General features: G+C 71.1%; 21 protein-coding genes. 15 read left to right on the top strand and 6 right to left on the bottom strand.

What is annotated here, in order from left to right:
* Positions 1-59 precede the first annotated feature (59 nt).
* Positions 60-698 carry a hypothetical protein gene (locus M1203_RS28635; protein ID WP_249952696.1) on the top strand — a complete coding sequence of 213 codons (639 nt, stop codon included), beginning with the start codon at positions 60-62 and terminating at the stop codon, positions 696-698.
* Positions 699-707: 9 nt separating this feature from the next.
* Here M1203_RS28635 and M1203_RS28630 read toward each other — a convergent pair whose 3' ends face one another.
* Positions 708-1,370 (bottom strand): MerR family transcriptional regulator, encoded by a 663-nt coding sequence (locus tag M1203_RS28630; RefSeq protein WP_249952742.1) that lies wholly within the window; start codon positions 1,368-1,370, stop codon positions 708-710.
* A 289-nt stretch (positions 1,371-1,659) separates the two neighbouring features.
* On the opposite strand from M1203_RS28630, the gene M1203_RS28625 reads away from it, so the two are divergent.
* From M1203_RS28625 to M1203_RS28610, 4 genes are all read left to right on the top strand, one after another.
* The gene (locus tag M1203_RS28625) at positions 1,660-3,303 is read left to right on the top strand and encodes an NAD(P)/FAD-dependent oxidoreductase (protein ID WP_249952695.1); all 1,644 of its coding nucleotides are present in this window, start codon (positions 1,660-1,662) and stop codon (positions 3,301-3,303) included.
* Positions 3,304-3,308: 5 nt separating this feature from the next.
* Positions 3,309-4,280: an alpha/beta fold hydrolase gene (locus M1203_RS28620; RefSeq protein WP_374404228.1), complete on the top strand. Its 972-nt coding sequence runs from the start codon at positions 3,309-3,311 to the stop codon at positions 4,278-4,280.
* Complete coding sequence (locus M1203_RS28615; RefSeq protein ID WP_249952693.1) at positions 4,277-5,176, top strand: SDR family oxidoreductase; 900 nt, start codon at positions 4,277-4,279, stop codon at positions 5,174-5,176. The genes M1203_RS28620 and M1203_RS28615 overlap by 4 nt, the downstream gene beginning before the upstream one ends.
* Before the next feature lie 86 nt (positions 5,177-5,262).
* Positions 5,263-5,559: a hypothetical protein gene (locus M1203_RS28610; protein ID WP_249952692.1), complete on the top strand. Its 297-nt coding sequence runs from the start codon at positions 5,263-5,265 to the stop codon at positions 5,557-5,559.
* An 86-nt stretch (positions 5,560-5,645) separates the two neighbouring features.
* On the opposite strand, the gene M1203_RS28605 is transcribed toward M1203_RS28610, so the two are convergent.
* On the bottom strand, positions 5,646-9,140 hold the full coding sequence (locus tag M1203_RS28605) for a S41 family peptidase (protein WP_249952691.1): 3,495 nt from the start codon (positions 9,138-9,140) through the stop codon (positions 5,646-5,648).
* Between the two features lie 220 nt (positions 9,141-9,360).
* Between M1203_RS28605 and M1203_RS28600 the strand changes: the two genes are divergently transcribed.
* Both M1203_RS28600 and M1203_RS28595 read left to right on the top strand, forming a co-directional pair.
* Entirely contained in the window at positions 9,361-9,933 is a 573-nt protein-coding gene (locus M1203_RS28600) for a TetR/AcrR family transcriptional regulator (protein WP_249952690.1), read from the top strand.
* A gap of 104 nt (positions 9,934-10,037) precedes the next feature.
* Positions 10,038-12,275 carry an MMPL family transporter gene (locus M1203_RS28595; protein ID WP_249952689.1) on the top strand — a complete coding sequence of 746 codons (2,238 nt, stop codon included), beginning with the start codon at positions 10,038-10,040 and terminating at the stop codon, positions 12,273-12,275.
* Between the two features lie 136 nt (positions 12,276-12,411).
* Here M1203_RS28595 and M1203_RS28590 read toward each other — a convergent pair whose 3' ends face one another.
* Positions 12,412-12,825, bottom strand: a complete 414-nt coding sequence (locus M1203_RS28590; protein WP_249952688.1) for an SsgA family sporulation/cell division regulator — start codon at positions 12,823-12,825, stop codon at positions 12,412-12,414.
* Positions 12,826-13,103: 278 nt separating this feature from the next.
* Between M1203_RS28590 and M1203_RS28585 the strand changes: the two genes are divergently transcribed.
* The 5 genes from M1203_RS28585 to M1203_RS28565 all read left to right on the top strand — a co-directional run bounded on the left by M1203_RS28585 (position 13,104) and on the right by M1203_RS28565 (position 17,733).
* Positions 13,104-14,153 (top strand): energy-coupling factor ABC transporter permease, encoded by a 1,050-nt coding sequence (locus M1203_RS28585; RefSeq protein WP_249952687.1) that lies wholly within the window; start codon positions 13,104-13,106, stop codon positions 14,151-14,153.
* A gap of 1 nt (position 14,154) precedes the next feature.
* On the top strand, positions 14,155-14,916 hold the full coding sequence (gene cbiQ / locus M1203_RS28580; protein WP_249952686.1) for a cobalt ECF transporter T component CbiQ: 762 nt from the start codon (positions 14,155-14,157) through the stop codon (positions 14,914-14,916).
* Positions 14,913-15,695: an energy-coupling factor ABC transporter ATP-binding protein gene (locus tag M1203_RS28575; RefSeq protein WP_249952685.1), complete on the top strand. Its 783-nt coding sequence runs from the start codon at positions 14,913-14,915 to the stop codon at positions 15,693-15,695. The genes cbiQ and M1203_RS28575 overlap by 4 nt, the downstream gene beginning before the upstream one ends.
* A gap of 75 nt (positions 15,696-15,770) precedes the next feature.
* Entirely contained in the window at positions 15,771-16,976 is a 1,206-nt protein-coding gene (locus tag M1203_RS28570) for a serine hydrolase domain-containing protein (protein ID WP_249952684.1), read from the top strand.
* On the top strand, positions 16,963-17,733 hold the full coding sequence (locus tag M1203_RS28565; protein WP_249952683.1) for an SDR family NAD(P)-dependent oxidoreductase: 771 nt from the start codon (positions 16,963-16,965) through the stop codon (positions 17,731-17,733). Before M1203_RS28570 ends, M1203_RS28565 begins: the two co-directional genes overlap by 14 nt.
* 130 nt (positions 17,734-17,863) lie before the next feature.
* Here the strand turns inward: M1203_RS28565 and M1203_RS28560 are convergent, their stop codons facing one another.
* From M1203_RS28560 to M1203_RS28550, 3 genes are all read right to left on the bottom strand, one after another.
* Positions 17,864-18,982, bottom strand: a complete 1,119-nt coding sequence (locus M1203_RS28560) for a DUF1259 domain-containing protein (RefSeq protein ID WP_249952682.1) — start codon at positions 18,980-18,982, stop codon at positions 17,864-17,866.
* Positions 18,983-19,091: 109 nt separating this feature from the next.
* Positions 19,092-20,732, bottom strand: coding sequence for a penicillin-binding transpeptidase domain-containing protein (locus tag M1203_RS28555; protein ID WP_249952681.1), 1,641 nt, complete (start codon positions 20,730-20,732; stop codon positions 19,092-19,094).
* Positions 20,733-20,922: 190 nt separating this feature from the next.
* On the bottom strand, positions 20,923-22,641 hold the full coding sequence (locus tag M1203_RS28550; protein ID WP_249952680.1) for a phospholipid carrier-dependent glycosyltransferase: 1,719 nt from the start codon (positions 22,639-22,641) through the stop codon (positions 20,923-20,925).
* Positions 22,642-22,694: 53 nt separating this feature from the next.
* Between M1203_RS28550 and rsmI the strand changes: the two genes are divergently transcribed.
* From rsmI to M1203_RS28535, 3 genes are all read left to right on the top strand, one after another.
* The gene (rsmI, locus tag M1203_RS28545; protein ID WP_283959114.1) at positions 22,695-23,609 is read left to right on the top strand and encodes a 16S rRNA (cytidine(1402)-2'-O)-methyltransferase; all 915 of its coding nucleotides are present in this window, start codon (positions 22,695-22,697) and stop codon (positions 23,607-23,609) included.
* Positions 23,610-23,735: 126 nt separating this feature from the next.
* Positions 23,736-24,203 (top strand): hypothetical protein, encoded by a 468-nt coding sequence (locus M1203_RS28540; RefSeq protein ID WP_249952678.1) that lies wholly within the window; start codon positions 23,736-23,738, stop codon positions 24,201-24,203.
* A 65-nt stretch (positions 24,204-24,268) separates the two neighbouring features.
* A complete protein-coding gene (locus tag M1203_RS28535; protein ID WP_249952677.1) occupies positions 24,269-25,138 on the top strand; it encodes a TatD family hydrolase in 870 nt (289 codons plus the stop codon).
* Positions 25,139-25,216 lie beyond the last annotated feature (78 nt).

Raw genomic sequence — 25,216 nt, 5'->3', positions numbered from 1 at the left:
AGGGCGCGGCCCGTACCGCCGCCCGGCCCGGTGACCTCGCGGAAGGACCGAGACGCTCCGTGACCTGGACAGCCGCGACCTGGACAGCCGCCATGCTGCGGGACTTGAAGGACTGGTGCGCGCGTAGGCCGCTGCTCCCGCCCGAGGGCGGGCGGTTGCTGACGCACTCCTCCGATGTGCGCATGGTGATCTGGGCGATGACCGGGATCGAGGTTGTCACCGCCGTGGTCGTGGACGCGATGATTCCGCCCGCCTTCCGGCCCCTGCACATCTTCTGGGAGGTGATCCTCCTGGTTCTCTGTCTCGGATTCTGCGCCATGACCGCGCGCGCTCCCCATGTGATCGAGGGCGGGGTGCTGCGACTGCGCACCGGACCGTTCCGGGAGCTGATCGTGCCGCTGGCGGCCGTGAAGTCGTTACGTATCGCCCACGGCGGGCATCCGGGGCGCGGGCTGCGTCGTGTGCCCGGGGACGCGGGAGGGGGCGCGGGCGAGGGCGAGGGCGCGGAGGGGGACGTCGTCGCGTACTCCGTGTCGAGTGCCACCTCGGTCGTCCTCGAACTCATCGAGCCCTTGCCGGTCCGGCCGCGGCGGGGTGGGTGCCTGCGGGCCCGGTGGGTGCACTTCGCGGTGGACGAGCCGGGCGAGGCCGTCCGGGCGATCAGGCAGGCGATCGACGGTGTCGGCGAGGTCGTGTAGCGACCGTTCTCAGCCTGCGGCGGGGTCCGGGGGGGCGGTGGGCGGGGTGGGTTCCCGGTCCGTGCGGAGATGGCGGTCGAGGGCCAGCGAGAATTCCGCCTCCACCACGCTCTTCGCCAGCGGGCGCAGTTTCTCCGTGTCCGGCGTGGTGGTGTGGGTGCGCAGGACCGTGGCGAAGAGTCCGGCCAGGGCGTCGGCGTGGGCGCGGACGCGGCGGGCGGCGTCGAGGACCGCCGCCAGGGGGACACCCTCGCGGACCAGGGCCGCCGATACGTCCAGCAGGCGGCGGCTGATGTGGACTATCTCGTCGCCGTCCGTGGCCAGATAGCCGAGGTCGAGGGCCGCCCGCAGATTCTCCGGGGTGACCTCGCCCTCGAAGTAGTCGGCGAGTTCCTCGGGGGAGAGCCGGACCGGGGTCTCCTCGGTGGGTTCGCCGAGGCCGAGCACCTCGCCCACGTCCCGGCCGCTCTCGAAGGCGGTGGCGAGGTCGGCGATGCCGTTCAGGGTGTGGCCGCGCTCCAGCAGGCCCGCGATCGTCCGGAGCCGGGCCAGGTGGTGGTCGTCGTACCAGGCGATCCGGCCTTCGCGGCGGGGTGGCCGGATCAGGCCGCGTTCGCGGTAGAAGCGGACGGTACGGACGGTGATGCCCGCCTCGCGGGCCAGCTCCTCCATGCGGTACTCGCGCGGTTCGCCGTCTTCTGCCATGCCGGTCAGCCTATGGCGTACCCGGAGGTGTCGCGACAGTCCCGCCGGCCGGCGGCGACCGGCACGCCCGGCCCGCGACCAGGCCCGTACGCGCGCCCGCGACAACCGGCGGGCGCGCCCGCGCACCGGCAGGCGCGCTCGGGGCAACTTTCCCGCTCCCGCCCCCTACCCATCAGTACGGCACTGCTCTAGTCTCCAATTGTGCCAGTGATTACTGGCGCGATTGCCTGTGTGTCGTCCGGTGTCAGGAGGCGGTATGGGCCAGCACGAACATGACCGCGTGCGCGAGCACGTACACGTGGCGGTGGTCGGATCCGGGTTCGGCGGGCTCGGGGCGGCCGTCCGGCTCCGCCGTGAGGGGATGACCGACTTCGTGGTGCTGGAGCGCGCCGACTCGGTCGGCGGGACCTGGCGGGACAACAGCTATCCCGGATGTGCCTGTGACGTTCCCTCACATCTCTACTCGTTCTCGTTCGCGCCCAACCCCGACTGGCCCCGGACTTTTTCCGGGCAGCGGCACATCAGGGCGTATCTGGAGCATGTCGCCGACACGTTCGGGCTCCGGCCGCATCTGCGGCTGAACCACGAGGTGCGGCAGATGCGCTGGGACAGCGACGCCCTGCACTGGGAGATCGAGACCTCGCGCGCCACGCTCACCGCCGATGTCATCGTCTCCGCGACCGGGCCGCTCTCCGATCCGAAGATCCCGGTGATACCCGGACTCGCCGGGTTCCCGGGGAAGGTCTTCCACTCGGCGCGCTGGGACCACGGCTACGAACTGCGCGGCAAGCGCGTCGCCATGATCGGTACGGGCGCCTCCGCCATACAGATCGTGCCGGCCATCCAGCCCGAGGTGGGCCGGCTCACGCTGTTCCAGCGGACCCCGCCCTGGGTGATGCCGCGCGTCGACCGGGCGATATCCGGGACCGAGCGCCGGCTGCACCGGGCGCTCCCGTTCACCGGGACCCTGCGGCGCCGTCTCCTGTGGGGCATCAGGGAGTTGCAGGTCCAGGCCTTCACCAAGCGGCCGAACGAACTCGGGCTCATCGAATCCCTCGCCAAGGCCAATATGGCGAAGGCGATCAGGGATCCGGCGCTGCGCGCCAAGCTGACGCCCTCGTACCGCATCGGCTGCAAGCGCATCCTGCTCTCCAGCTCGTACTATCCGGCGCTCGCCCGGCCCAATGTGGACCTGGTCGCCTCGGGACTGGCCGAGGTGCGCGGTTCCACGCTGGTCGCGGCGGACGGTACGGAGACCGAGGCCGACGCGATCGTCTTCGGGACCGGCTTCCATGTGACGGACATGCCGATCGCCGAGCGGGTGGTGGGCGCCGACGGGACCACGCTCGCGGAGGCATGGAAGGACGGGATGCAGTCGCTGCGCGGCGCGACCGCGGCGGGCTTCCCCAACTGGATGACGATCATCGGACCCAACACCGGACTCGGGAACTCCTCGATGATCCTGATGATCGAGTCCCAGCTGAACTACATGGCCGACTATCTGCGGCAGTTGGACGGGCTCGGGGGCCGCCGGAGCGCGACGGGCACCGGAGGCGGCCCGGGGAGCGCGGGCGGGAGCGGGCGCGTGGCGCTGGCGCCCCGGCCCGCCGCCGTGCGCGCCTGGAACCGGCGGGTGCAGAAGCGTATGGAGCGGACCGTGTGGAACACCGGCGGCTGCACCAGCTGGTATCTGGACGAGCAGGGCCGCAACACCACCGTCTGGCCGGGGACGACGGCCGAATTCCGGCGGGCCACCCGGGAGGTCGATCTCGGTGAGTACGAGGTGATCCGCGCCGCCGCGGCCGTGCGGGTGCCGAGGCAGGCGGAGAAGCGGGGCGCGGACCAGCGGGCGGCCGGGAAGCGCGTCGGATCCCGGGCCGCGAAGGAGAGCGTTCGATGAGTCCGATGAGTCCGATGAGTCCGACGAGCGGGCCGCACAAGGAGCGTGAACTGACCGCCGTCTCCGCCGACGGCACCCGAATCCATGTCGAGGTCCACGGCGAGGAGGGCCGGCCCGCCGTCGTCCTGGCGCACGGCTGGACCTGCTCGATCCGGTTCTGGGCGGCGCAGCTCGCGGATCTGGCCGCCGATCACCGGGTGATCGTCTACGACCAGCGCGGCCACGGCCGTTCGGCGGCGCCGGCCGGCCACTCCGCGGGCTACTCCACGGACGCACTCGCCGACGATCTGGAGGCCGTGCTCGCCGCCACGCTGGAGCCGGGGGAGCGAGCCGTCCTCGCGGGGCACTCCATGGGCGGGATGACGCTGATGGCCGCCGCCCGGCGGCCCGCCTTCCGGGAGCACGCGGCAGCCGTTCTGCTGTGCAGCACGGGCAGTTCGCGGCTGGTCCCGGAGGCGCTTCTCGTACCGATGCGGCCCGGCAGGACCCGTACCTGGATCAACCGGCGGATCCTCGGCTCGCGCGCCCCGCTGGGGCCGGTCACACCGCTGTCGAGGCGGATCCTGCGCTACGGGACGATGGGCCCGGGGGCCGCGCCCGACCGGGTCGCGCGGTGCGCCCGGATCGTGCACGCGTGTCCGCGGCCCGTCCGGGTGGCCTGGGCGCATGTCCTCGGCACGCTCGATCTCGACGCGGAGGTACGGGAGTTGAGGGTGCCCACCGCCGTGATCGTGGGGAGCGCCGACCGGCTGACCCCACCGGTGCGGGCACGGGCGCTGGCCGCCGCGCTGCCCGAGCCTGCCGGACCCACCGGACCCACCGGACCCACCGGGCTCACCGGACCCAACGGCCCCACCGGGCTCACCGAACTCACCGGGGTGGGACATATGACGCCCGTGGAGGCCCCGGAGGCCGTCACCGGCGCGATTCGGTCCCTCGTCGGTACGTACCTGGGCGAGAAGGAGGACGTGGCGTGAGCGGGACGGGCCGGCGGGGTTTCCGCGATCTCGATGGGCAGGTCGCCGTCGTCACGGGCGCGGCGCGCGGCGTCGGCGAACTGCTGGCGCGCAAGCTCTCGGCGCGCGGCGCGAAGGTCGCCCTCGTCGGGCTGGAGGAGGACGGACTGAAGCGGGTCGCCGCCCGGCTGCACGCCGACCGCGGCCATTGGTACGCGGATGTCACGGACGACACCGCGATGGCGCGGGTCGCCCAGGAGATCGACGCGCGTTTCGGCAGGGTCGACATCGTCGTCGCCAACGCGGGTGTGGCGAGCGGCGGTCCCTTCGCGGACTCGGATCCGGACGCCTGGCGGCGGGTCATCGAGGTCAATCTGATCGGCGGCGCGGTGACGGCGCGGGCGTTCCTGCCCTTCCTGCGCGCACACCGCGGCTACTTCCTCCAGATCGCGTCGCTGGCCGCGATCACCCCGGCGCCGATGATGACCGCGTACTGCGCGTCCAAGTCCGGGGTCGAGGCCTTCGCGCACAGTCTGCGCGCCGAGGTCGCCCACCAGGGGGTCAGGGTCGGCGTCGGCTATCTGTCGTGGACGGACACCGACATGGTGCGCGGCGCCGACCGGGACGAGGTGATGCGGGAGCTGCGGCGCCGGCTGCCGTGGCCGTCGAACCGTACCTATCCGCTCGGCCCCGCCGTGGACCGGCTCGTCGCCGGGATCGAACGGCGCTCGGCGCATGTGTACGCGCAGTGGTGGCTGCGCGGGATGCAGCCCGTACGCGGATATCTGCCGGCCGCGATCGCGGCGGTCGGACAGCGGGAGATGCGCCGCTTCGGACCTCGTCTGGCGGGCGTGCGAAAGGGGCTGGTCGGGGCGGGTGGGGCGGCCGACGAAGCGGAACGTACACAGCGTTACTGATCGAAATGCGCGGAATGTCCGGGCGTGTCAGTCTGGTCGAGGCTCCACTCCGGTGCCCCCCAACACCCTTTCAGGAGTGACATTCCATGGCTATCGCCGATCAGTTCAAGGACAAGGCCGAAGAGCTCGCCGCCCAGCAGGCGAACGCGCGGCAGGGCGACAAGAAGGACGACCGGACGCAGCAGCCCGGCCGCCCCGGCCAGCCCGACCGCGGTTCGCAGCCTGGTTCACCGGCCAGGGACCGCAACCCGGGGCAGCACGACGCCCCGCAGCACAACGCGCAGCACGACGCGCAGCACGATGCCCAGCACGAGTCGCAGCAGAACGCGCAGAACAGGGCGCAGAACGCGCGCGATGACCTGGACGACCGTTTCGACGCCTGAGTGAATGGCTTGATGACAGCGAGGCGCACCCGGATTCCACCGGGTGCGCCTCCTTCTTTTATGTCTTATGTGCGGGCTTTTATGTCTTATGCGCGGGCTCTGTCCGTGCGCGTGTTGTCGCCGCGCGTCTTCTCGCCGCGCGCTTCGTGCGTGCGCGGCGGCAGGGGCGGGCGGCGCAGGTCCGGGACCGCTCCGTATCCCGGCGGGGTCGAGGCCGGATGCCCGGCCAGCAGGTCCAGCGCCGCCCAGACCGCGTCGTCGAGCTGCGCGTGCCGGCCCTCCGCCCAGTCCAGTGGGGTGCGCAGGGCCTCGATATCCGGCTCCACGCCCTGGTTCTCGATGGACCAGCCGTACGCGTCGAACCAGGCGGCGTTCATCGGCACCGTGATCACCGTGCCGTCGCCGAGCCGGTGCCGCCCCGTCATCCCGACCACCCCGCCCCAGGTGCGCTGGCCGACCACCGGGCCCAGGTTCAGCAGCCGGAAGGCCGCGGTGATCATGTCGCCGTCGGACGAGGTGGCCTCGTCGGCGAGCGCGACGACCGGGCCGCGCGGGGCGTTCGACGCGTAGGAGACGGGCTGGGCGTCGCGCGTCAGATCCCAGCCGATGATCCGGCGGGTCAGCTTCTCGACGACCAGCTCGCTGATGTGGCCGCCCGCGTTGCCCCGTACGTCCACGATCAGCGCGGGGCGCGAGACCTCAAGACGCAGATCCCGGTTGAACTGGGCCCAGCCGGAGCCGCCCATGTCGGGGATGTGCAGATAGCCGCATCTGCCGCCGCTGATCTCCCGTACGGCTTCCCGGCGTTTGGCCACCCAGTCCTGGTAGCGCAACGGGCGTTCGTCGATGAGAGGGACGACCGCGACGCGGCGGGAGGGGCGGTTGGGCTCCGCGGGCCGGAAGGTCAGCTCGACGGTCGTGCCCCCGGCGGCGGAGAGCAGCGGGTAGGGGCCGGCCACCGGATCGACCGGCCGGCCGTCCACATGGGTCAGGACCGAGCCCTCGCGGATGCCCGTACCGGCCAGCGGTGAGCGCGCCTTGGAGTCGGAGGAGTCGCCCGGCAGGATCCGCTTGATCATCCACTCGCCGTTCCGGGGGACCAGATTGGCGCCGAGCAGACCGATCGGGCGCTGGTAGTGCGGCGGCCCCTCGTTGCGGCGGGCCGGGGTGACATACGCGTGGGAGGTGCCCAGTTCGCCGAGGACCTCGCGCAGCAGATCCGCGAACTCGTCGGGGGAGCAGACCCGTTCGACCAGCGGACGGTACTGGTCGAGCACTCCGTTCCAGTCGATGCCGCACATGTCCGGTTCCCAGAAATAGGCGCGGATGATGCGCCCGGCCTCGTCGAACGCCTGGCGCCACTCCGCCCCGGGATCGACATCGTGCAGGATCCGGCGCATGTCGAGATAGACGGTCGTATCGCCGTCACCGGGCTCGGTGGCGGGTACGGCGCGCAACTCGCCGTCGTCCACGACCACCAGCCGGGTGCCGTCGCCGCTCGGCACGAACCAGTCCAGATGACCGACGAGTTCGCTCTTGCGCGCCTTCGTGATGTCGAAGTGTTCGAGGGTGGGGCGGCCCGACATGTCGGCGGGGTTGGCGAAGGTCTCGCCGAGCGCGCCGGAGATCGGCCAGCGCAGCCAGACCAGACCGCCGCCGCTGACCGGATACAGCGCGGAGTACTTGGACGCGGTGACGGGGAACGGGGTGACCCGGTCGGCCAGCCCCTCGACCTCGACGGTGACCGTACCGTCGCCGGACTCGCCGACCGACGGATCGAGTCCGCCGGCCGCGGGGCGGCCCTCGGGCGACAGCGCGAACGGCGACGGGGTCGCGGAGGAGAGCGGTACGAGATAGGGGCGGCAGCCGAGGGGGAAGGAGAGGTCGCCGGTGTGCACGTCGTACACGGGGTCGAAGCCGCGCCAGGACAGGAACGCGAGATAGCGGCCGTCGCTGGTGAAGACCGGATTCTCGTCCTCGAAGCGGCCGTTGGTGACGTCGACGACCGTGCGGGCGAAGCTGCCGGCGATCTTGGCCAGCTTGATCTGCCGGAGCGAGCGGCCGATGCCGGGGTGCGACCAGGTCAGCCAGTCGCCGTCGGGGGAGAAGGCGAGGTCGGTGACGGCGCCGTTGATGGAGCGGATGAGTTCGACGACGGGTTCTGGTGCGGGTGCGGGTGCGGGTGTCGGTTCTGGTGCGGCGTCCGGTGGGGTCGTGGTGGTGGCGCCGGGCGGTGGTTCGGGTTCGGCTTCCGGTTCGGGTTCGGCTCTTGGCTCCGGTTCGGCAATCGGTTCCGGTGCCGATTCCGGTGCCGCCTCTGGTTCCGGTTCCGGTTCCGCCGTGTCTATCAGCAGCAGCCTGCCGTCGTGCGAGGCGATCGCGATCCGTTCCCCGTCCGGGTCCGCCACCATCTCCCGTACGCGGCCCAACTGCCCCGAGGCCAGCCGCCGCGGCTGCCGCTCACCGCTCGCCCTGGGCAGATACGCGATCTCGATCGCGTCCTCGCCCTCCGCGTCGGTGACGTACGCGACCTGGCCGGTGTCACCGAGCATCACGGGGAACCGGACCCGGACGCCGGGGGTGTCCGCGATCGTGCGGGCCGGGCCGTCGCGGTGGGTCAGCCAGTACAGGCTGCCGCGTACGGAGACGGCGCTCGCCCGGCCGGTCATGTCCACGGAGATCCCGGCGACATGGCTGCTGGCCGGGACCTGGTAGTCGCGCCGTCCCGCGCGCTGGCCGCCCAGCCGCACCTCCAGCTTGCGCGGCACCGAGTCGGGCGTCAGCGCGTCGACCAGCCAGATGTCCCCCGCGCACTGGTAGACGACCCGGCGCCCGTCGGACGAGGCGTGGCGGGCGTAGAAGGCGTCGTGATCGGTGTGCCGCCGCAGATCGGTGCCGTCGGGACGGCAGGAGTAGAGGTTGCCGACACCCTCGTGGTCGGAGAGGAACGCGATCCGGCCGTCGACGAACATCGGGCAGTCGAGATGGCCCCCGATGTCCGCGAGCAGCCGCTCGCCGTGCAGCCAGAGCCGGCCCATCGCGCCGCCGCGATACCGCTTCCAGGCCGCGGGCTCGTGCGGCGGCTTTCCGGTGAGCAGGAGCGTACGGTGCCCGCCGTCGATGTCCGCGACGGCGATGTCATTGACCGGTCCCCAGGGCAGCGCGCCGCCCGGGGAGCCGTCGAGGGGGAGGCTGTAGGCCCAGGCGAAGTACGAGAACGGCTGGCCGTGCGAGGAGACCGCGAGGATCTGGGACTCACCGTGCTGGTCGGGCGGTGTCCAGCCGCACACACGGGTGTCGGTGGCGCCCCAGTAGGTGAGCCGGCGGGCGGGTCCTCCGGCGACCGGGACGAGATGGATCTCGGGGTCGAGGCTGCGCCAGGTCGTATAGGCGATGTGCCGGCCGTCCGGCGAGAAGCGGGGGTGGCCGACTCGGGTGCGGTCGACGGTGACCCGCCAGGCGCGGGCGGGGCGGTGCCCGGCCGGGGCCAGGGGGGCGACCCAGAGGTCGTCCTCGGCGGCGAAGCACAGGGAATCGTCGTGAAGGTGCGGGAAGCGGAGATACGCGACGTCGTCACTCACCCACCCAATGCTGCACTTTCCGCGCGAATAACGCCTCCCGGCGGGGGGCCGTGGTGCGGGTGTGACGGGGGTTTCGGTTGTTGTCGGTGGTGCCGGGGGCCGGGCCCCGGAGCACCGCCCCGGGGTGTGGTGCAGCGCACAAGCGAAACGGTTTCGTTTCGGTAGGGGGTAGGGTTATCTTCGTACTGTACGAAACCGTTTCGTTTGGCAGGAGCAGATCGTGGCGCGCAGCAGGCTCACCCCCGAGCGTGAGGCCGAGTTGTACGCCGCCGTGCTCGATCTGCTGCGCGAGGTCGGTTATGACGCCCTCACCATGGACGCCATCGCCGCCCGCACCCACTCCAGCAAGGCCACCCTCTACCGCCAGTGGGGGAGCAAGCCTCAGCTGGTCGCCCATGCGATGCGGCACAACAAGCCGATCAAACTCGTCGACGTGGACACCGGCACCCTGCGCGGTGACTTCCACGCCGTGATGGCACACACCGACGACTGTCAGATGGAGAAGGACAGCGCGCTGATGCGAGGTCTTTTCCATGCCGTCCACGACAACCCCGATCTCCTTCAGGCGCTGCGCGAGCTCCTGGTCGAGCCCGAGCTCAACGGGCTCGCGCAGATCCTTCAGCGCGCTGTGGACCGCGGCGAGATCGCCGCGGACAATCCCGCGCTGAAGTACGTGACGCACATGCTGGTCGGCGCCATCGTCGCCCGGCAGCTGATCGAGGACCGGTCGCCCGACAGGTCCTTCCTCACCTCGTACTTCGACGCCGTGGTCCTCCCCGCGCTCGGCGTCTGACAGTCCCCCTCAGCACCCGCACCACCTGACGCGTGCCGCTCTCTCGCCGTCGGGCCGGCTCCCCATGCCCTCAGTTCCATTCACAGACCCGGGAGTACGCCCTCGTGGCCACGTTCCTCTACAAGCTCGGACGGTTCGCTTTCCGGCGCCGCAACTATGTCGCCCTCGTGTGGGTGGCACTGCTCGCGCTCGCCGGTGTCGGAGCCGCCTCCGCGTCCACGCCCACGTCCAGTTCCTTCTCGATACCGGGGACGGAGGCCCAGAAGGCCTTCGACCTGTTGGAAGAGCGCTTCCCAGGAGCCAGTGCCGACGGTGCGACCGCCCGGGTCGTCTTCAAGGCGCCGGCCGGGCAGAAGATGACCGACGCCGGTCACAAGGCCGAGGTCGGCAGGATCGTCGACGAACTGTCGGGCGGGTCCGACCAGGTCGGCTCCGTGACCGATCCGTACACCGCCAACGCCGTCTCGCAGGACGGCTCGACGGCGTACGTCCAGGTCTCGTACAAGGTCACCTCGATGGAGCTGACCGATGAGACCCGTACCGCGCTGGAGGAGACCGGCGCCGAGGCGCGGGCGCAGGGGCTGACGGTGGAGGTCGGCGGGGACGCGCTCCAGGCCACTCCCGAGATGGGGTCCACGGAGATCATCGGTGTGGCCGTCGCCGCGGTGGTGCTGGTCATCACGTTCGGTTCGCTGGTCGCGGCGGGGCTGCCGCTGGTGACCGCGCTCATCGGGGTCGGCGTCGGGGTCTCCACCATCACCGCGCTGGCCAGCGTCCTCGACCTGGGCTCCACCACCTCCATCCTGGCGATGATGATCGGTCTCGCGGTCGGGATCGACTACGCGCTGTTCATCGTCTCCCGCTACCGGGCCGAGCTGGCCGAGGGCAGGGAGCGGGAGGAGGCGGCAGGACGGGCCGTCGGCACCGCCGGGTCGGCCGTGGTGTTCGCCGGACTCACCGTGGTGATCGCGCTCGCCGGGCTGGCCGTCGTCAATATCCCGATGCTCACCAAGATGGGCCTCGCCGCGGCCGGTACGGTCGTGATCGCCGTCCTCATCGCGCTCACCCTCATCCCCGCGACCCTCGGTTTCGCGGGCAAGCGGGTGCACGGCCGCAAGGCCCGTAAGGCCCTGGACGCCAAGGCCGCGGGCGGCGCGGAGACCGAGAAGCCGAACATGGGCACGCGCTGGGCGCGCTTCGTGCTGCGCCGTCCGGTCGCGGTCCTGGTCACCGCCGTGCTGGGCCTCGGGGCCATCGCCATCCCTGCCGCCTCGCTGGAACTGGGGCTGGGCGACGACGGTTCGCAGCCGCCGAGCACCACCCAGCGCAAGGCGTACGACCTGCTCTCCGACGGCTTCGGCCCCGGCTTCAACGGGCCGCTGATGGTCGTCGTGGACGGCAAGACCAATGACAACGCCAAGGCGGCGGCGGCCGAGCTGTCGGACACGGTGAAGAAGCTGGACGGCGTCGCCGTCGTCACCCCGTCCACCCTCAACAAGGCGGGCGACACCGCGACCATCACCGTGATCCCCGAGGACCGCCCCTCCTCGGTGAAGACGGAGGACCTGGTCCACTCCATCCGGGACACCGGCGGGGAGATCAAGGCGGACAGCGGCGCCCAGGTCCTGGTCACCGGTGCCACCGCGATGAACATCGACTTCTCGCAGAAGATGAACGACGCGCTGCTGCCCTATCTCGCGCTCGTCGTCGGACTCGCCTTTCTGCTGCTGATGCTCGTCTTCCGCTCCATCCTCGTACCGCTCAAGGCCGCCCTCGGCTTCCTGCTCTCCGTGGTCGCCGCCCTCGGCGCGGTCGTCGCGGTCTTCCAGTGGGGCTGGCTCGGCGGACTGCTCGGCGTCGAGCAGACCGGCCCGGTGATGTCGATGATGCCGATCTTCATGGTGGGTGTGGTCTTCGGTCTCGCCATGGACTACGAGGTCTTCCTCGTCACCCGGATGCGGGAGGCGTATGTGCACGGGGAGCGGCCCGGCGAGGCGATCGTCACCGGGTTCCGGCACGGCGCGCGGGTGGTCTCGGCCGCCGCGGTGATCATGATCGCGGTCTTCGCCGGCTTCATCGGCTCCAGCGAGTCGATGATCAAGATGATCGGCTTCGGCCTCGCCATCGCGGTCTTCTTCGACGCGTTCGTGGTCCGGATGGCGATCGTGCCCGCAGTGCTCGCACTGCTCGGCGACAAGGCGTGGTGGCTGCCGCGCCGGCTGGACAAGGCGCTGCCCAATGTGGACGTGGAGGGCGAGGCACTGCGGCAGCGGCTCGTGGACGACGCGTCGCAGGGTCCTGACGGCGGTCCCGGCGCGGACCGGGAGCTCGTGCGCGTCTGATCCCCCATGCGCCGGGGCCACGGCATGAGCGGTGCGTGGCCCCGGATCGCGCCGACGGCCGTGGGGACGGGAGCCGGCGCGTGGTACGCGGCCCGGCCGGGCACCTTTCGGGGTGGCGGCCGGGCCGCCGTGCGTTTCAGGTCCTGTGGAGGAGCTTGCTCAGCTCGGTCTCGACCTCGATGTCGTGCCGCTCCTGGCCGACCGGGACCATCGCGTACGAACTGTCCAGGAACCGGCGCAGTGGCGCGGTGTCCAGCTGGACCACCGCCACCCCGTCCGGCGAGTGGAACTCCAGCACGACCTGGGCCCGGCCGCAGGGCCACACCTGGACATCACCCTCACCCGAGGGCAGCCGCAGGCCGGATTCGAGAAGATCGCGGGCGAAGGCCCAGACGACTTCGTCATCGTCGAGGGAGACCTCCGGCGGGAACACGATACGTATGGCGAGCGGATCGGCGCCGTCATAGCGGAGTGTGACGGTGACGGTCCTGGGGTGGGGGGCGTCCGTGATGAGACGCGCGGTGGCGGGCTGCTCGATGACGGGTGACATCGATGGCTCCTCGGTTAGCTGCGACGGCTGCTTGTGGCTGCTGTGCTGGGCGGAATCGGGAGCTGCCTCCTTGACTAACCGGACATTTAGCTTCTAATCATACAAAATATGCCGCATTTGTCCATATTGATGTTTGGCCATTGCTTTGCCGATCAGGCACTTGCGGAACACCCTCCCGCCACCTTGCATGTCACCTGCTCTTGCGAATGTCTCGCAAGAAGGCCCATCATCGAGCGGCTCACCACCGCGCCGTACGAGCAGGAAGCGGAGCCCCCGCCATGCATGTCCCCGACGGATTCATCGATCTGCCCGTCTCGGCCGCCACCGGTGCCGTCGCCGCGGGCGCCGTCGCGGTCAGTCTGCGCGGCGCGCGGCGTGAGCTGGACGAGCGCACCGCGCCGCTGGCCGGACTCGTCGCCGCGTTCATCTTCGCCGTACAGATGCTCAACTTCCCGGTGGCCGCCGGGACGAGCGGGCATCTGCTGGGCGGGGCGCTGGCCGCCATACTCGTCGGCCCCTATACCGGCGTGCTCTGTATCTCCGTCGTCCTGCTGATGCAGGGCATCCTCTTCGCGGACGGCGGACTCACCGCGCTCGGGGTGAACATCACCGACATGGCCGTGGTGACGACCGTCGTCGCCTACGCGCTCTTCCGCGCCCTGGTGAAGCTCCTGCCCCGGACGCGCCGTTCGGTGACCGTCGCGTCCTTCGCGGCGGCGCTGGCCTCCGTACCGGCCGCCGCCCTCGGCTTCACCTTCTTCTACTGGATCGGCGGGACGACCGACATCCCGATCGGCAAGGTGCTGACCGGGATGGTCGGGGTGCATGTGCTCATCGGGATCGGCGAGGCCGCGATCACCGCGCTGACGGTCGGCGCGGTCATCGCCGTACGGCCCGACCTCGTCTACGGCGCCCGGGGACTGTCCGCGCCGCTGAAGCTGCGGGTGGGCGGCGAACTGGTCGACGCCGCCCCCGCGTCCGAGCCCGTGCCGGTGGCCGCGGGCTCCACCCGCAAGGTCTGGGCGACCGGTCTTGTCACCGCGCTCGTCCTCGCCGGATTCGTCTCCTTCTACGCCTCCGCCAGCCCCGACGGACTGGAGAAGGTCGCCGCCGACCAGGGCATCGACCGGAAGACCGAGCCGCACCACACCGCCGACTCCCCGCTCGCCGACTACGGCGTCAAGGACGTCGACGACGCCCGGATCTCCGGCGGCCTCGCCGGAGTGATCGGAGTGGCCGCGACCGTGGCCGTCGGCACCGGCGTCTTCTGGGCGGTGCGACGGCGCCGTACGGCGGCGGAACCCGCGCAGGCGGGCGGGAACGTCTGACATGGGCGCGGGTCACGCACACACGCTCTACCGGCACGGACACTCGCCGGTCCACGCGCTGCCCCCGCACTGCAAACTGGCCGCCGTCTTCTGTTTCGTGCTCGTGGTGGTCTCGACGCCGCGCGAGGCGGTCTGGGCGTTCGCGCTGTACGCCGTGCTGCTCGCGGCCGTCACGGGGGTCGCCCGTATCCCGGCCGGTGTGCTGCTGCGCCGGCTGCTGATCGAGATCCCGTTCGTGGCCTTCGCGTTCCTCATGCCCTTCGTGGTGCCCGGCGACCAAGTCCGGTTCCTGGGGCTGTCGTTGAGCGTTCCCGGGCTCTGGGGCGCCTGGAACGTCCTCGCGAAGGGGACGCTGGGCGTCGCCGCGTCCGTGATCCTCGCCTCCACGACCGAGCTGCGCTCCCTGCTGCTCGGTCTCCAACGGCTGCGGCTGCCGCCGCTGCTGGTGCAGATCGCCTCCTTCATGATCCGTTACGGCGATGTCATCACCGACGAGATGCGGCGGATGTCGGTCGCCCGGCGCTCGCGCGGCTTCGAGGCCCGGGGCGTCCGGCACTGGGGTGTCCTCGCCAAGTCCGCGGGCGCGCTCTTCATCCGCTCCTACGAGCGCGGTGAGCGGGTGCATCTGGCGATGGTCAGCAGGGGATACGCGGGCACCATGCCGGTCATCGACGAGGTGACCGCGTCCCGGGCGCAGTGGACCTACGCCGCCGCCCTTCCCGTGTCGGCGCTCGCCGTCTGTCTGCTTGGCTGGACCCTATGACCGAGCACTCCGCCCCCGATGTCCCCGCCTCCCTTGAGGTCAGCGGGCTCGCGTACGCCTACCCCGACGGCCATCAGGCCCTCTTCGGTGTCGATCTGACCGTCGGACGCGGTGAGCGGGTGGCGCTGCTCGGGCCCAACGGCGCGGGCAAGACCACCCTCGTCCTGCATCTCAACGGCATCCTGACCGCCGGGGCCGGTTCGGTCGCGGTCGCCGGGGTGCCGGTGGCGAAGCGGAATCTGGCCGAGATCCGCCGCCGGGTCGGGATCGTCTTCCAGGACCCGGACGACCAGCTGTTCATGCCGACGGTGCGCGAGGACGTCGCGTTCGGCCCGGCGGCCTCCGGGCTGCGCGGCCCCGAACTGGAGGCCCGGGTCACCGCCGCGCTCGGCCAGGTCGGGATGGCGGAGTACGCGGACCGGCCCCCGCACCATCTCTCCTTCGGGCAGCGCCGCCGGGTCGCGGTGGCGACCGTCCTCGCGATGGAGCCGGAGATCCTCGTACTCGACGAGCCCTCGTCCAATCTCGACCCGGCGTCCCGGCGCGAACTGGCCGACATCCTGCGGGCGCTGGACATCACCGTACTGATGGTGACGCACGATCTGCCGTACGCTCTCGAACTCTGTCCGCGCGCGGTGATCCTGAGCGAGGGCGTCATCGTGGCGGACGGGCCCACCGGGCGGCTCCTCGGTGACGAGAAGCTGATGGGCGCGCACAGGCTGGAGCTGCCGTTCGGTTTCGACCCGCGTTCCGTGTCGCCGGGACACGTTGCACCATAGAGAGGTCGCGCCGCCGGGGCGTGGCGGGACGACGAGCGGTACGAGGCGTGGGTACCGACGGGCGGGAGTGCGGGCGTGGACGTCCAGGGCACGGTGGAGGCGGGCTTCGAGCCGGTCAGGGACGCGTTCGTACGGAACTTCGAGCGGCTGGGAGAACAGGGCGCGGCCGTCGCCGTGTACCGGGACGGGCGCAAGGTCGTCGATCTGTGGGCGGGCACCCGTGATGTCGGCGGGCAGGAGCCGGGGGACGGCAGCGCGGACGCGGCCCCATGGGCCGTCGACACGGCGCAGGTCGTCCGGTCCGCCACGAAGGGCGTCGCCGCCGCCGTACCGCTGCTGCTGCACCAGCGCGGGCAGATCGATCTCGACGCCCCGGTCGGCACGTACTGGCCCGAGTTCAAGAGCGCGGGCAAGGAACGGGTGCTCGTACGCCATCTCCTGTCGCACCGCGCCGGGCTGCCGGTGCTCGACCGGCCGCTCACCCCGGCCGAGGCCATCGACGGGGAGTCGGGCGCGCGGGCCCTGGCCGCCCAGCGGCCGGAGTGGGAGCCGGGCACCGACCACGGCTATCACGCGCACACCTACAGCTGGCTGATCGCCGAACTGGTCAGGCGGGTCACCGGCCGGAGCGTGGGCCGGTGGATCGCCGAGGAGATCGCCCGGCCGCTCGGGCTGGACTTCTGGGTCGGACTGCCCGCCGAGGAGGCCCACCGGGTCGGCCGGATCGGCCCGGTCGAGGAGCCGACGGCGGTCGGCGGCGCGCTCAGACTGCGGCCCAAGCGGTCCGTGTCGGAGGCGTACCGCGACGCGGAGTCCCTGACGCGGCGCGCGTTCGGCGTCATCGAACCGCGCCCCGACGAGAACGCCCCGGCCTACCGCGCCGCCGAACTCCCCGCCTCCGGAGGCATCTCGACCGCCCGCGCGCTGGCCCGCTGCTACGCCGCGATGATCGGCCCCGTCGACGGCCACCGGCTGTTCGCGCCCGCGACGCTGACGCTCGCGCGTACGGAGGAGTCGGCGGGCCCCGACCGGGTACTGGTCGTCGCCACCCGCTTCGGTCTGGGCTTCATGCTGCACGGCCCGGCAGCCCCCCTGCTGGGCCCCGGCTCCTTCGGACACCCGGGGCGCGGCGGCTCGCTGGGCTTCGCCGATCCGGAGTCGGGCATCGCGATGGGGTATGTGACCAATGGGATGCGCAAGGGCGTGACGGCCGACCCCCGCGCCCAGGCTCTGGTGCGCGCGGTGCGGTCGGCGACATCATCGCCGGATGAGACGATTTGACGGATACGGAGTTCTGATCACCGGAGCGGGCCGGGGAATCGGTGAGGCGACCGCGCGCAGGCTGGCGGAGGAGGGCGCGCGCGTCCTGGTGACGGACCTGGACGAGAAGCGGGCGGTGACGGCGGCGGAGTCCATCCCCGGCGCGGTCGCGCTCGGCTGCGATGTGGCCGACCGGGCGTCGGTGGAGGCGGCGGTGGCCTACGCGGCCGAGACCTTCGGCTCGCTGGACGTGCTGGTGAACAACGCCTACTCCTGCACGCGGGACGCGCCGCTGTTCGAGGACGAGCCGGACGAGGTCTGGGCGCTGGATCTCGACATCACCCTGACGGGCGCCTTCCGCTGCGCCCGTGCGGCGCTTCCGTATCTGGTGGCCTCGGGCCGGGGCGCGATCGTCTCGATCGGCTCGGTCAACGGCGAACAGGACTTCGGCAACCACGCCTACAGCGCGGCCAAGGCGGGCCTCGCCGGCCTGACCCGTACGCTGGCGGGCCACGCGGCCCCGCGCGGTGTCCGCGTCAACCTCGTGGAGCCGGGCACGATCCACACCGGTGCCTGGTCGGGCCGCGAGGCGGAACTCGACCGCGCGGCGGGCCACTACCCGTTGGGACGCGTGGGCACGCCGGCCGATGTCGCGGCGGCGGTCGCGTTCCTGGCCTCTGCCGACGCCTCCTGGATCACGGGGGTGACGCTCCCGGTCGACGGCGGGATCCTGACGAGCAATCTGGGGCTGCGGAGAGCGATCGCGGGCGAGGAGTAGAAGGCGGGGCACAGGGGGGCGGGGCACAGAGGACGGGGTGCGGCGGGACGGGGTGGGGCTCGGACAGGGCCTGAGGGCGCCGCGGCGCGACGAGCCCCACCCCGGCGGTTCCGCGCGCGGTCGGGCCCGGCTAGCCCCCGTGCTCGCCGCGCCGGACCGAGACGACGTTCGTGGCGTCCACCGCCTTGCGGAGGGTCCTGGCCAGTTCGACGGCGTCGGCCACGGCCCAGAGATGGATGAAGAACAGGCGGGGCTCGTCCCTGAGGCCGTGGTTGTGCAGCTCGACCAGACCGATCCCGCCGCGCCGCAGGATCTTGATGACGGGCTGGACCTCCTCGGCGACCATCACGACATCGCCGTTGAGCGCGGCCTTGCCGGCGCCGAGCGGCTGGAAGATGAACGCCGAGATCGCGCCCAGGCCGCGGGGCAGCGCCATGCCTCGCTCGACGATGACCTCACGGCGCGCGAAGGTGGCCTTGTAGACCCCGCCGTCGTCCGAGCCCTTCATGCCCAGGGCGGCATCGATGCCCTCGGTGTCCAGATCGAGGGGCTTCGGTGACCGGGGATTCGGGGGCGGGGTCGCGGTGCGGTCGAGCGCCGCGCGCAGACCGCGGGCGATGGCCACCGGATCCCGTCCGTGCGCGTGGACATGGGTCCACCAGACGTCGGGGGAGTGGGCGAGCAGATGCTTGTGCAGCGCGGTCTGCTCGATGCCGTGCGCCTGGAGGACATCCGTCACCTCCTGGAGCTCGCCCTCGGTCACCGTGAGATCGCCCATGGCCAGCACGGTGCCGTCGGTGTAGCGAACGAACGCCACGTGCGAGCCCAGGGCGAGTTGGGGCGAGATCCGGACTCCGTAGGAGACGACATCGAGGTCCCCGCGCGGAAAGTGGGTGTTGTACGCCTCGTCGCCCGCCATGGCGCCTTCCCGGCCCAGCGCCCGCGCGACCTGCTGCCAGTCGGCCGGGGTTGTGGTCACCGGCTGGAGCGGCTCGTGCTGGTGACCGCCGCCCTTCACCTGGGCGGTGGCGGGGGCCGGATCCGGGGACTGGGCGCGGGCGACGGTGGTGCCGATCCCGGCCAGCAGCGGCGCGAGCGCGGCCGTGGTCAGCAGGAGACGCCGGGGGGTCTCGGATCGGTGGGCCGTGTCGTGATCCCGGTCCCGGTCCTGGTCGCTGCCGCTGCCGCTGCCGCTGCCGCTGTCGGTCGTGTCGTGATTGTCCGTGCCCTCGTGCGGTTGTCCGTTCATCACATTGATACCTCCGTGATGAAAGGAGATCACGAGCGAACGGATAAAAGGGGATCTGTCAGGAGCTGTCCGGCGAGTGTTGCCAAAGGGGCCCGTCCGGACCAAGCTCTCACCCCGCGGCCAGCACCGACGCCACCACCGGGCCCGCCGCGTCGCCGCCGTGGCCGCCCGCCTGGACGACCGCCGCCGCGGCGAGGTCGTTCTGGTAGCCCGTGAACCAGCTGTTGGAGGTGGCCTGGCCGTCGACCTCCGCGGAACCGGTCTTCGCGCCCTTGTCACCGCCGAGCCCGGACATCGCGTTCGCCGCCGTACCGCTCGTGGCCGTGACCCGCATCATGCTCCGCAGCTGGCTCGCCACGTTGTACGGCAGCGAGCGCGCGGCGGTGGCCAGTTGCCGGTCGTCCAGCGAACGCGGCACGATGATGGGCTGCTTGAACGAACCGTTCTTGGCGGTCGCCGTGATGGACGCCATGTTGAGGACGTTCATCTGGACGGTGCCCTGCCCGATGTACTGCGCCGCCGCCTCACCGCCGGCCGCGGCCGGCACGCTGCCGTCGAAGGACGCGACACCCGTCTTCCAGTTGTCGAGGCCGATGCCGAAGACCTCCTCGGTCTCGGCCTTCAGCGCCGCGTCATCCTTGGTGTCGTCGATCAGCTTGATGAAGGCGGTGTTGCAGGAGCGGGCGAAGCTCTGTGTGAACGTGCCGCTCGCGATGGAGAAACCGTCCAGGTTCCTGAACGTACGGCCCTGGTACATCGCTTCCTTGGGACACTCGGCCGCCCGGTCGGCGGCCACGAGACCCTTCTCCAGCAGCATCGCCGCGGTCACTATCTTCATCGTGGAACCCGGCGCCTGCCTGCCGAGCATCGCCGCGTTCCAGCCGTCCTTCCGGTTGTTGGCGACGGCCAGGATCTCGCCCGTACTCGGCTTGACGGCGGCGACCGACGCCTCGCTGTACTTCTTCACCGCCTGCTCGGCGGCGGCCTGCACGCCCGCGTCCAGTGTGGTCGTCAGTTCGCCCGGCGTGCCCTTGGCGAGCGTGAGCAGCGTTTCGTCCGGCACGCTCTCGGTGTCGCTCCTCAGCACCAGCTCGACGCCCGGCGTGCCGCCCGCGTCGTCGCCGTACCGCTTGCGCAGCTCGTCCAGAATCGGCCGGAGCGAGGGGAACTTCTCCTTCGTCAGCTCGACGCCATCACGGTCGACGGCCTTGATCGGGGGAGCGGAGGCCTCGTTGGTGACGAGGCGGGTGTCCTTCGTCAGCTTCGGATGGATCACCGAGGGCGCCCAGTCGACCAGCGGGCGCCCGGTGGTCAGCCCGCGCACCACGGTCAGTTCCGAGGCGTACGACAAGGGCTTCGTCTTCCCGTCGAGCGAGACGGTGGCCTTGACGGTGAACGGGACCTTGGCGCCGACCGCCTGACCCGGCGTGATCACCGCGTCGGTGACATGGGCCTCGTCGCGGTAGCCGCCGATGACGGCCTCGGCGGTGGCGGGGTCGTTGGTCAGCTGGGCGACCGTGGCCGCCTCGTCCCCCTTGGCCCACCCCGTCAGGAAGTCCTTCGCGGCCTTGTCGACCTCGGCGGCGCTCAGCGGCCCGGTCTTGACCTCGGCCGTCGTGGTCGTGTCGCCGGCCGGGGATGCGTTGCCGCCGGTGAGCCCGTCGTACACGTTGTAGGCGCCGTACCCGACGCCGCCGGCGAACACGACGAACACCCCGCTTATGACGGCGATCTTCGCTCCACTGCGCATGAGTGCAGTCCCCCTCCCCAGGAGCCCCCGGAACATCTGAACGTGTTCAAGGGGATGTCGCGTGCACTCTACGGGACCGGTGTGTCACAGGGGGCGAGCGTCAACGAGCGTTATCGGACTGACGCGCCCCCTTGCCGTCACCGTTCCCGCATCGTTTCCTGGTCGTTTCCTTGTCCCCTGTCCGACGTGGTCAGACCCAGGTGTCGAGCCACATCCTGTTGCGCCAGGAGTCCAGTGGGATCGCCGTGCCCGTGTACAGCGGCCAGAAATAGATGAAGTTCCAGATGATCAGCAGGACCAGCACCCCGGCACCGACCGCGCCGATCGTCCTGCGTCTCTCGTCGGAGCCCGCCGGTCCCACGATCGCGCCGATCATCATCGCCACCGCGAGACAGAGGAACGGGACGAAGACGACCGCGTAGAAGAGGAAGATCGTCCGCTCCTGGTACAGGAACCACGGCACCCAGCCCGCCGCCACCGCGCAGGCGATCGCGCCCGCGCGCCAGTCGCGGCGGAAGAACCAGCGGTACAGGACGTAGCAGAGCGCGAAGGCCCCCGCCCACCACAGCATCGGGGTGCCGATCGCCAGCACCTCGCGGGCGCATTTGCCGGCCGTGGACGCCGGGCAGCCGTCGGTGCCGGCCGCCGGGTCCTCGTAGAAGTACGAGACCGGGCGGCCCAGGACGATCCAGCTCCACGGGTTCGACTGGTAGGTGTGGCCCGACGTCAGATTGACGTGGAAGCTGTAGACCTCGTTCTCGTAGTGCCAGAGGCTGCGCAGCCAGTCGGGCAGCCAGGTCCAGTTGCCGCCCTTGCCCGCCGTCTCGGCCCAGTTCCTGAAGTAGCCCTTGTCGGTGACGATCCAGCCGGTCCATGAGGCGATGTACGTGAGGATCGCGACCGGGACCGTCGAGAAGAAGGCCGGCACCAGATCGCGTCGGAACACCCCCCAGAACGGCCCCCCGCCCGCCGTCCGGCGCGCGCCCAGGTCCCACACCACACACATGATCCCGAAGGCGGCCAGGATGTAGAGGCCGTTCCACTTCGTCGCGAACGCCAGGCCCAGCATCAGTCCGGCCGCGATCCGCCAGGGCCGCCAGCCGAGCCGCAGATTCTCCGCGACTTCCCTGTCCGGGCGCAGCACGCCGTCCTCGTCCACCGGGAGCGCCGCCGCCAGTTTCCGGCGTGCCCAGTCGCGGTCGATCAGCAGACAGCCGAAGGCGGCCAGCACGAAGAACATCAGCACGAGGTCGAGCAGGGCCGTACGGCTCATCACGAAGTGCAGGCCGTCCACCGCGAGCAGCGCGCCCGCCAGGCACCCCAGGAACGTGGAACGGAACAGCCGCCGCCCGATCCGGCACAGCATGAGCACCGACAGCGTGCCGAGCACCGCCAGCATGAAGCGCCAGCCGAAGGGGTTGAACCCGAAGAAGTGCTCGCCCAGGCCGATGACCCACTTGCCCACCGGCGGATGCACCACATAGCCGGGATCGGTCGGCACCGGGACCGAGGACGGATCCCGCAGGATCGACTTGTCGATGTCCTTGGGCCAGCTGCCCTCGTACCCCTGGTTGACGAGCGCCCACGCGTCCTTCGCGTAATACGTCTCATCGAATATCACCGCCTTGGGGCTGCCCAGGTTCCAGAACCGCAGCACCCCGGCGACCAGCGCCACGAGCAGCGGCCCGCCCCACGCGGACCAGCGGATCATCCGGTCCGCGAGCCGTGGAGGCACGCCGAGCACGGCCCACAGCCGCTCCGAGGGCCGGGTGTACGGCGGCACCAGCCGCTCGCGCAGCCCGGTCACCGGCCGGGGCACATGGCCGAATCGGCGCAGCCGCTGAGGCCATGAGGGCGGCTTGTCGCCGGCGTCGTGCCCGTGGAGGGCTTCTGGCGCAGTACTGGTCACCGCGCCATCGTAGGGAACACCGCTGTGAGTGGGGCGCCTCGCGCCCTGCGAGGATGGCGGATGTGATTGGAACGCTGGTACTCGCAGGGACGCCCATCGGTGATGTGACGGACGCGCCGCCCCGGCTCGCCACCGAGCTGGAGACCGCCGATGTGATCGCCGCGGAGGACACGCGGCGGCTGCGCAGGCTCACCCAGGCGCTCGGTGTGCAGACCCGGGGCCGGGTCGTGTCGTACTTCGAGGGCAACGAGTCCGCGCGGACGCCGGAGCTGGTCGAGGCGCTGACGGGCGGGGCGCGGGTGCTGCTGGTCACGGACGCGGGCATGCCGTCCGTCTCCGACCCCGGCTACCGGCTGGTCGCGGCGGCGGTCGAGCGGGACATCAGGGTCACGGCCGTGCCGGGCCCGTCGGCCGTGCTGACCGCGCTGGCGCTCTCCGGGCTGCCGGTGGACCGTTTCTGCTTCGAGGGTTTCCTGCCGCGCAAGGCGGGCGAGCGGCTCGGCCGGCTGCGGGAGGCCGCGGACGAGCGGCGCACGCTCGTCTACTTCGAGGCGCCGCACCGCCTGGACGACACCCTCGCCGCGATGGCCGAGGTCTTCGGCGCCGACCGCAGGGCGGCCGTCTGCCGCGAACTGACCAAGACGTACGAAGAGGTGCGGCGCGGCGGTCTCGGCGAGCTGGCGGCCTGGGCCGCCGAGGGCGTACGGGGAGAGATCACCGTGGTCGTGGAGGGCGCCCCGGAGCGGACGGCCGGAGAGCTCGACCCCGAGGAACTGGTGCGGCGGGTACAGGTGCGGGAGGAGGCGGGGGAGCGGCGCAAGGAGGCCATCGCGGCCGTCGCCGCCGAGGCGGGCCTGCCCAAGCGCGAGGTGTTCGACGCGGTCGTCGCCGCGAAGAACGCCGCGCGCACGGCGGCCGGAACGGCCCCTGAGCGCATGTCCCCCGCGGACGGCAAAGGAATTTCGTGAAATGTAAAGCACAGACCGCCTGCCGTGCCCTTTGGACATGAGAAGGCCAAGACCAATCCATTAATCGACAGGGCTGATGCGCTCCCGCTGTCAAAGGCGTCCACTTGGTCGTGGAGAGGAGCTGGCATGAGTGAGATCACGGGTACAGCCGTTGCCCACGAGGCATATGCCTTTTGTTGTATGCGTTGTGGGCACGGCTGGGAGCAGGCGTACGACATAGAGCACCACGTCGACGGCTCGGGCCACAATTTCGTCGTCTACAAGTCCGAGGGCGTGCGGGTACCTTCCCCGCTGTCCAGCCCGAACTGCGCCCACTGCGGGGGGCATGTCGTCCGCATCATGCGTTCCGGTCAGGTCTCTTCGGTACGGGCGCTCATGGCGGAGCAGCACCACCCGGCGAAGACCAGGCGTGCCGCGGCGGCCGGGGAGATACCGGCGCAGGCGGGCGAGGAGATACCCGCCGGAGCCGCCCCGTCGGGGGAGGACGGGGCGTCCGCGGCGAAGGGGGCGGGGGCGGACAAGGCGGCCAGGCAGCACCACTGGCACCTCTCCGACCTCCTGCACCCCTTTCAGCACCACCAGCACCGCGGGTGAGCCACCAGCGTCATCCGTACCACCGCAGGTGATCTCCCGGGCGCGGCCCTCGTAGGATCGCGCCCATGAGTTCGAAACAAGCCCCGCCACCGCTGCCCGAACCCCTTCGGGTGCCGGTCGCGGACGCGCACACCCACCTGGACATGCAGGACGGCACGGTCGAGGACGGTCTCGCCAAGGCTGCTTCGGTCGGTGTGACGACGGTGGTCCAGGTGGGGTGCGACATCAAGGGCTCGCGCTGGGCCGCGGAGACGGCGGCGGCGTACGAGAACGTCCACGCGGCGGTCGCGCTGCACCCCAACGAAGCGCCCCGCATCGTGCACGGCGACCCCGACGGCTGGTCGCGGCAGGGGGCGCGCGAGGGCGGCGGCGACACGGCGCTCGACGACGCGCTGGCCGAGATCGACCGGCTGGCCGCGCTGGAGGCGGTACGGGCCGTCGGCGAGACGGGGCTCGATCACTTCCGTACCGGACCCGAGGGCATGGCCGCCCAGGAGCGCTCCTTCCGCGCCCATATCGAGATCGCCAAACGCCATGGCAAGGCGCTCATGATCCACGATCGCGACGCGCACGCCGATGTGCTGCGTATTCTCGCGGAGGAAGGCGCTCCGGAACGCACGGTGTTCCATTGCTATTCCGGTGATGCGGAAATGGCCGAGATATGTGCCGCCGCCGGCTATTACATGTCTTTTGCGGGCAATGTCACATTCAAAAACGCTCAGCCGTTGCGTGACGCGCTCACAGTAGCGCCATTGGAGCTTGTTCTTGTCGAGACGGATGCGCCCTTTCTGACGCCGGCGCCCTACCGCGGCCGGCCCAATGCGCCTTATCTCATTCCGGTCACGCTCCGCGCGATGGCCGAGGTGCGGGGGATCGGCGAGGACGCCATGGCCGAGGCGGTTTCCCGCAATACGGCGCGTGCGTTCGGTTACTGACGCATAACGGACCGGGGCTCCCGGCGGGAGGGTGCAGGGTAGCGTCGGCACGCAGCGTAGTCGAGTCGCTTTGGAGAG

This window comes from Streptomyces sp. 35G-GA-8 (assembly GCF_023534745.1).
In the GTDB taxonomy this organism is placed as follows: domain Bacteria; phylum Actinomycetota; class Actinomycetes; order Streptomycetales; family Streptomycetaceae; genus Streptomyces.
The sequence above is the reverse complement of the archived record's forward strand: the minus strand, read 5'-3'. Positions and strand labels throughout refer to the sequence as shown.

Excerpts from the sequence above, each read along its gene's own strand:
- rsmI (WP_283959114.1), top strand. The coding sequence starts at position 22,695 with ATGGCGGATGTGATTGGAACGCTGGTACTCGCAGGGACGCCCATCGGT.
- M1203_RS28575 (WP_249952685.1), top strand. The coding sequence starts at position 14,913 with ATGACCGAGCACTCCGCCCCCGATGTCCCCGCCTCCCTTGAGGTCAGC.
- M1203_RS28585 (WP_249952687.1), top strand. The coding sequence starts at position 13,104 with ATGCATGTCCCCGACGGATTCATCGATCTGCCCGTCTCGGCCGCCACC.
- M1203_RS28565 (WP_249952683.1), top strand. The coding sequence starts at position 16,963 with ATGAGACGATTTGACGGATACGGAGTTCTGATCACCGGAGCGGGCCGG.
- M1203_RS28620 (WP_374404228.1), top strand. The coding sequence starts at position 3,309 with ATGAGTCCGATGAGTCCGACGAGCGGGCCGCACAAGGAGCGTGAACTG.
- M1203_RS28560 (WP_249952682.1), bottom strand. The coding sequence starts at position 18,982 with ATGAACGGACAACCGCACGAGGGCACGGACAATCACGACACGACCGAC.
- M1203_RS28540 (WP_249952678.1), top strand. The coding sequence starts at position 23,736 with ATGAGTGAGATCACGGGTACAGCCGTTGCCCACGAGGCATATGCCTTT.
- cbiQ (WP_249952686.1), top strand. The coding sequence starts at position 14,155 with ATGGGCGCGGGTCACGCACACACGCTCTACCGGCACGGACACTCGCCG.
- M1203_RS28590 (WP_249952688.1), bottom strand. The coding sequence starts at position 12,825 with ATGTCACCCGTCATCGAGCAGCCCGCCACCGCGCGTCTCATCACGGAC.
- M1203_RS28610 (WP_249952692.1), top strand. The coding sequence starts at position 5,263 with ATGGCTATCGCCGATCAGTTCAAGGACAAGGCCGAAGAGCTCGCCGCC.
- M1203_RS28535 (WP_249952677.1), top strand. The coding sequence starts at position 24,269 with ATGAGTTCGAAACAAGCCCCGCCACCGCTGCCCGAACCCCTTCGGGTG.
- M1203_RS28555 (WP_249952681.1), bottom strand. The coding sequence starts at position 20,732 with ATGCGCAGTGGAGCGAAGATCGCCGTCATAAGCGGGGTGTTCGTCGTG.
- M1203_RS28630 (WP_249952742.1), bottom strand. The coding sequence starts at position 1,370 with ATGGAGGAGCTGGCCCGCGAGGCGGGCATCACCGTCCGTACCGTCCGC.
- M1203_RS28625 (WP_249952695.1), top strand. The coding sequence starts at position 1,660 with ATGGGCCAGCACGAACATGACCGCGTGCGCGAGCACGTACACGTGGCG.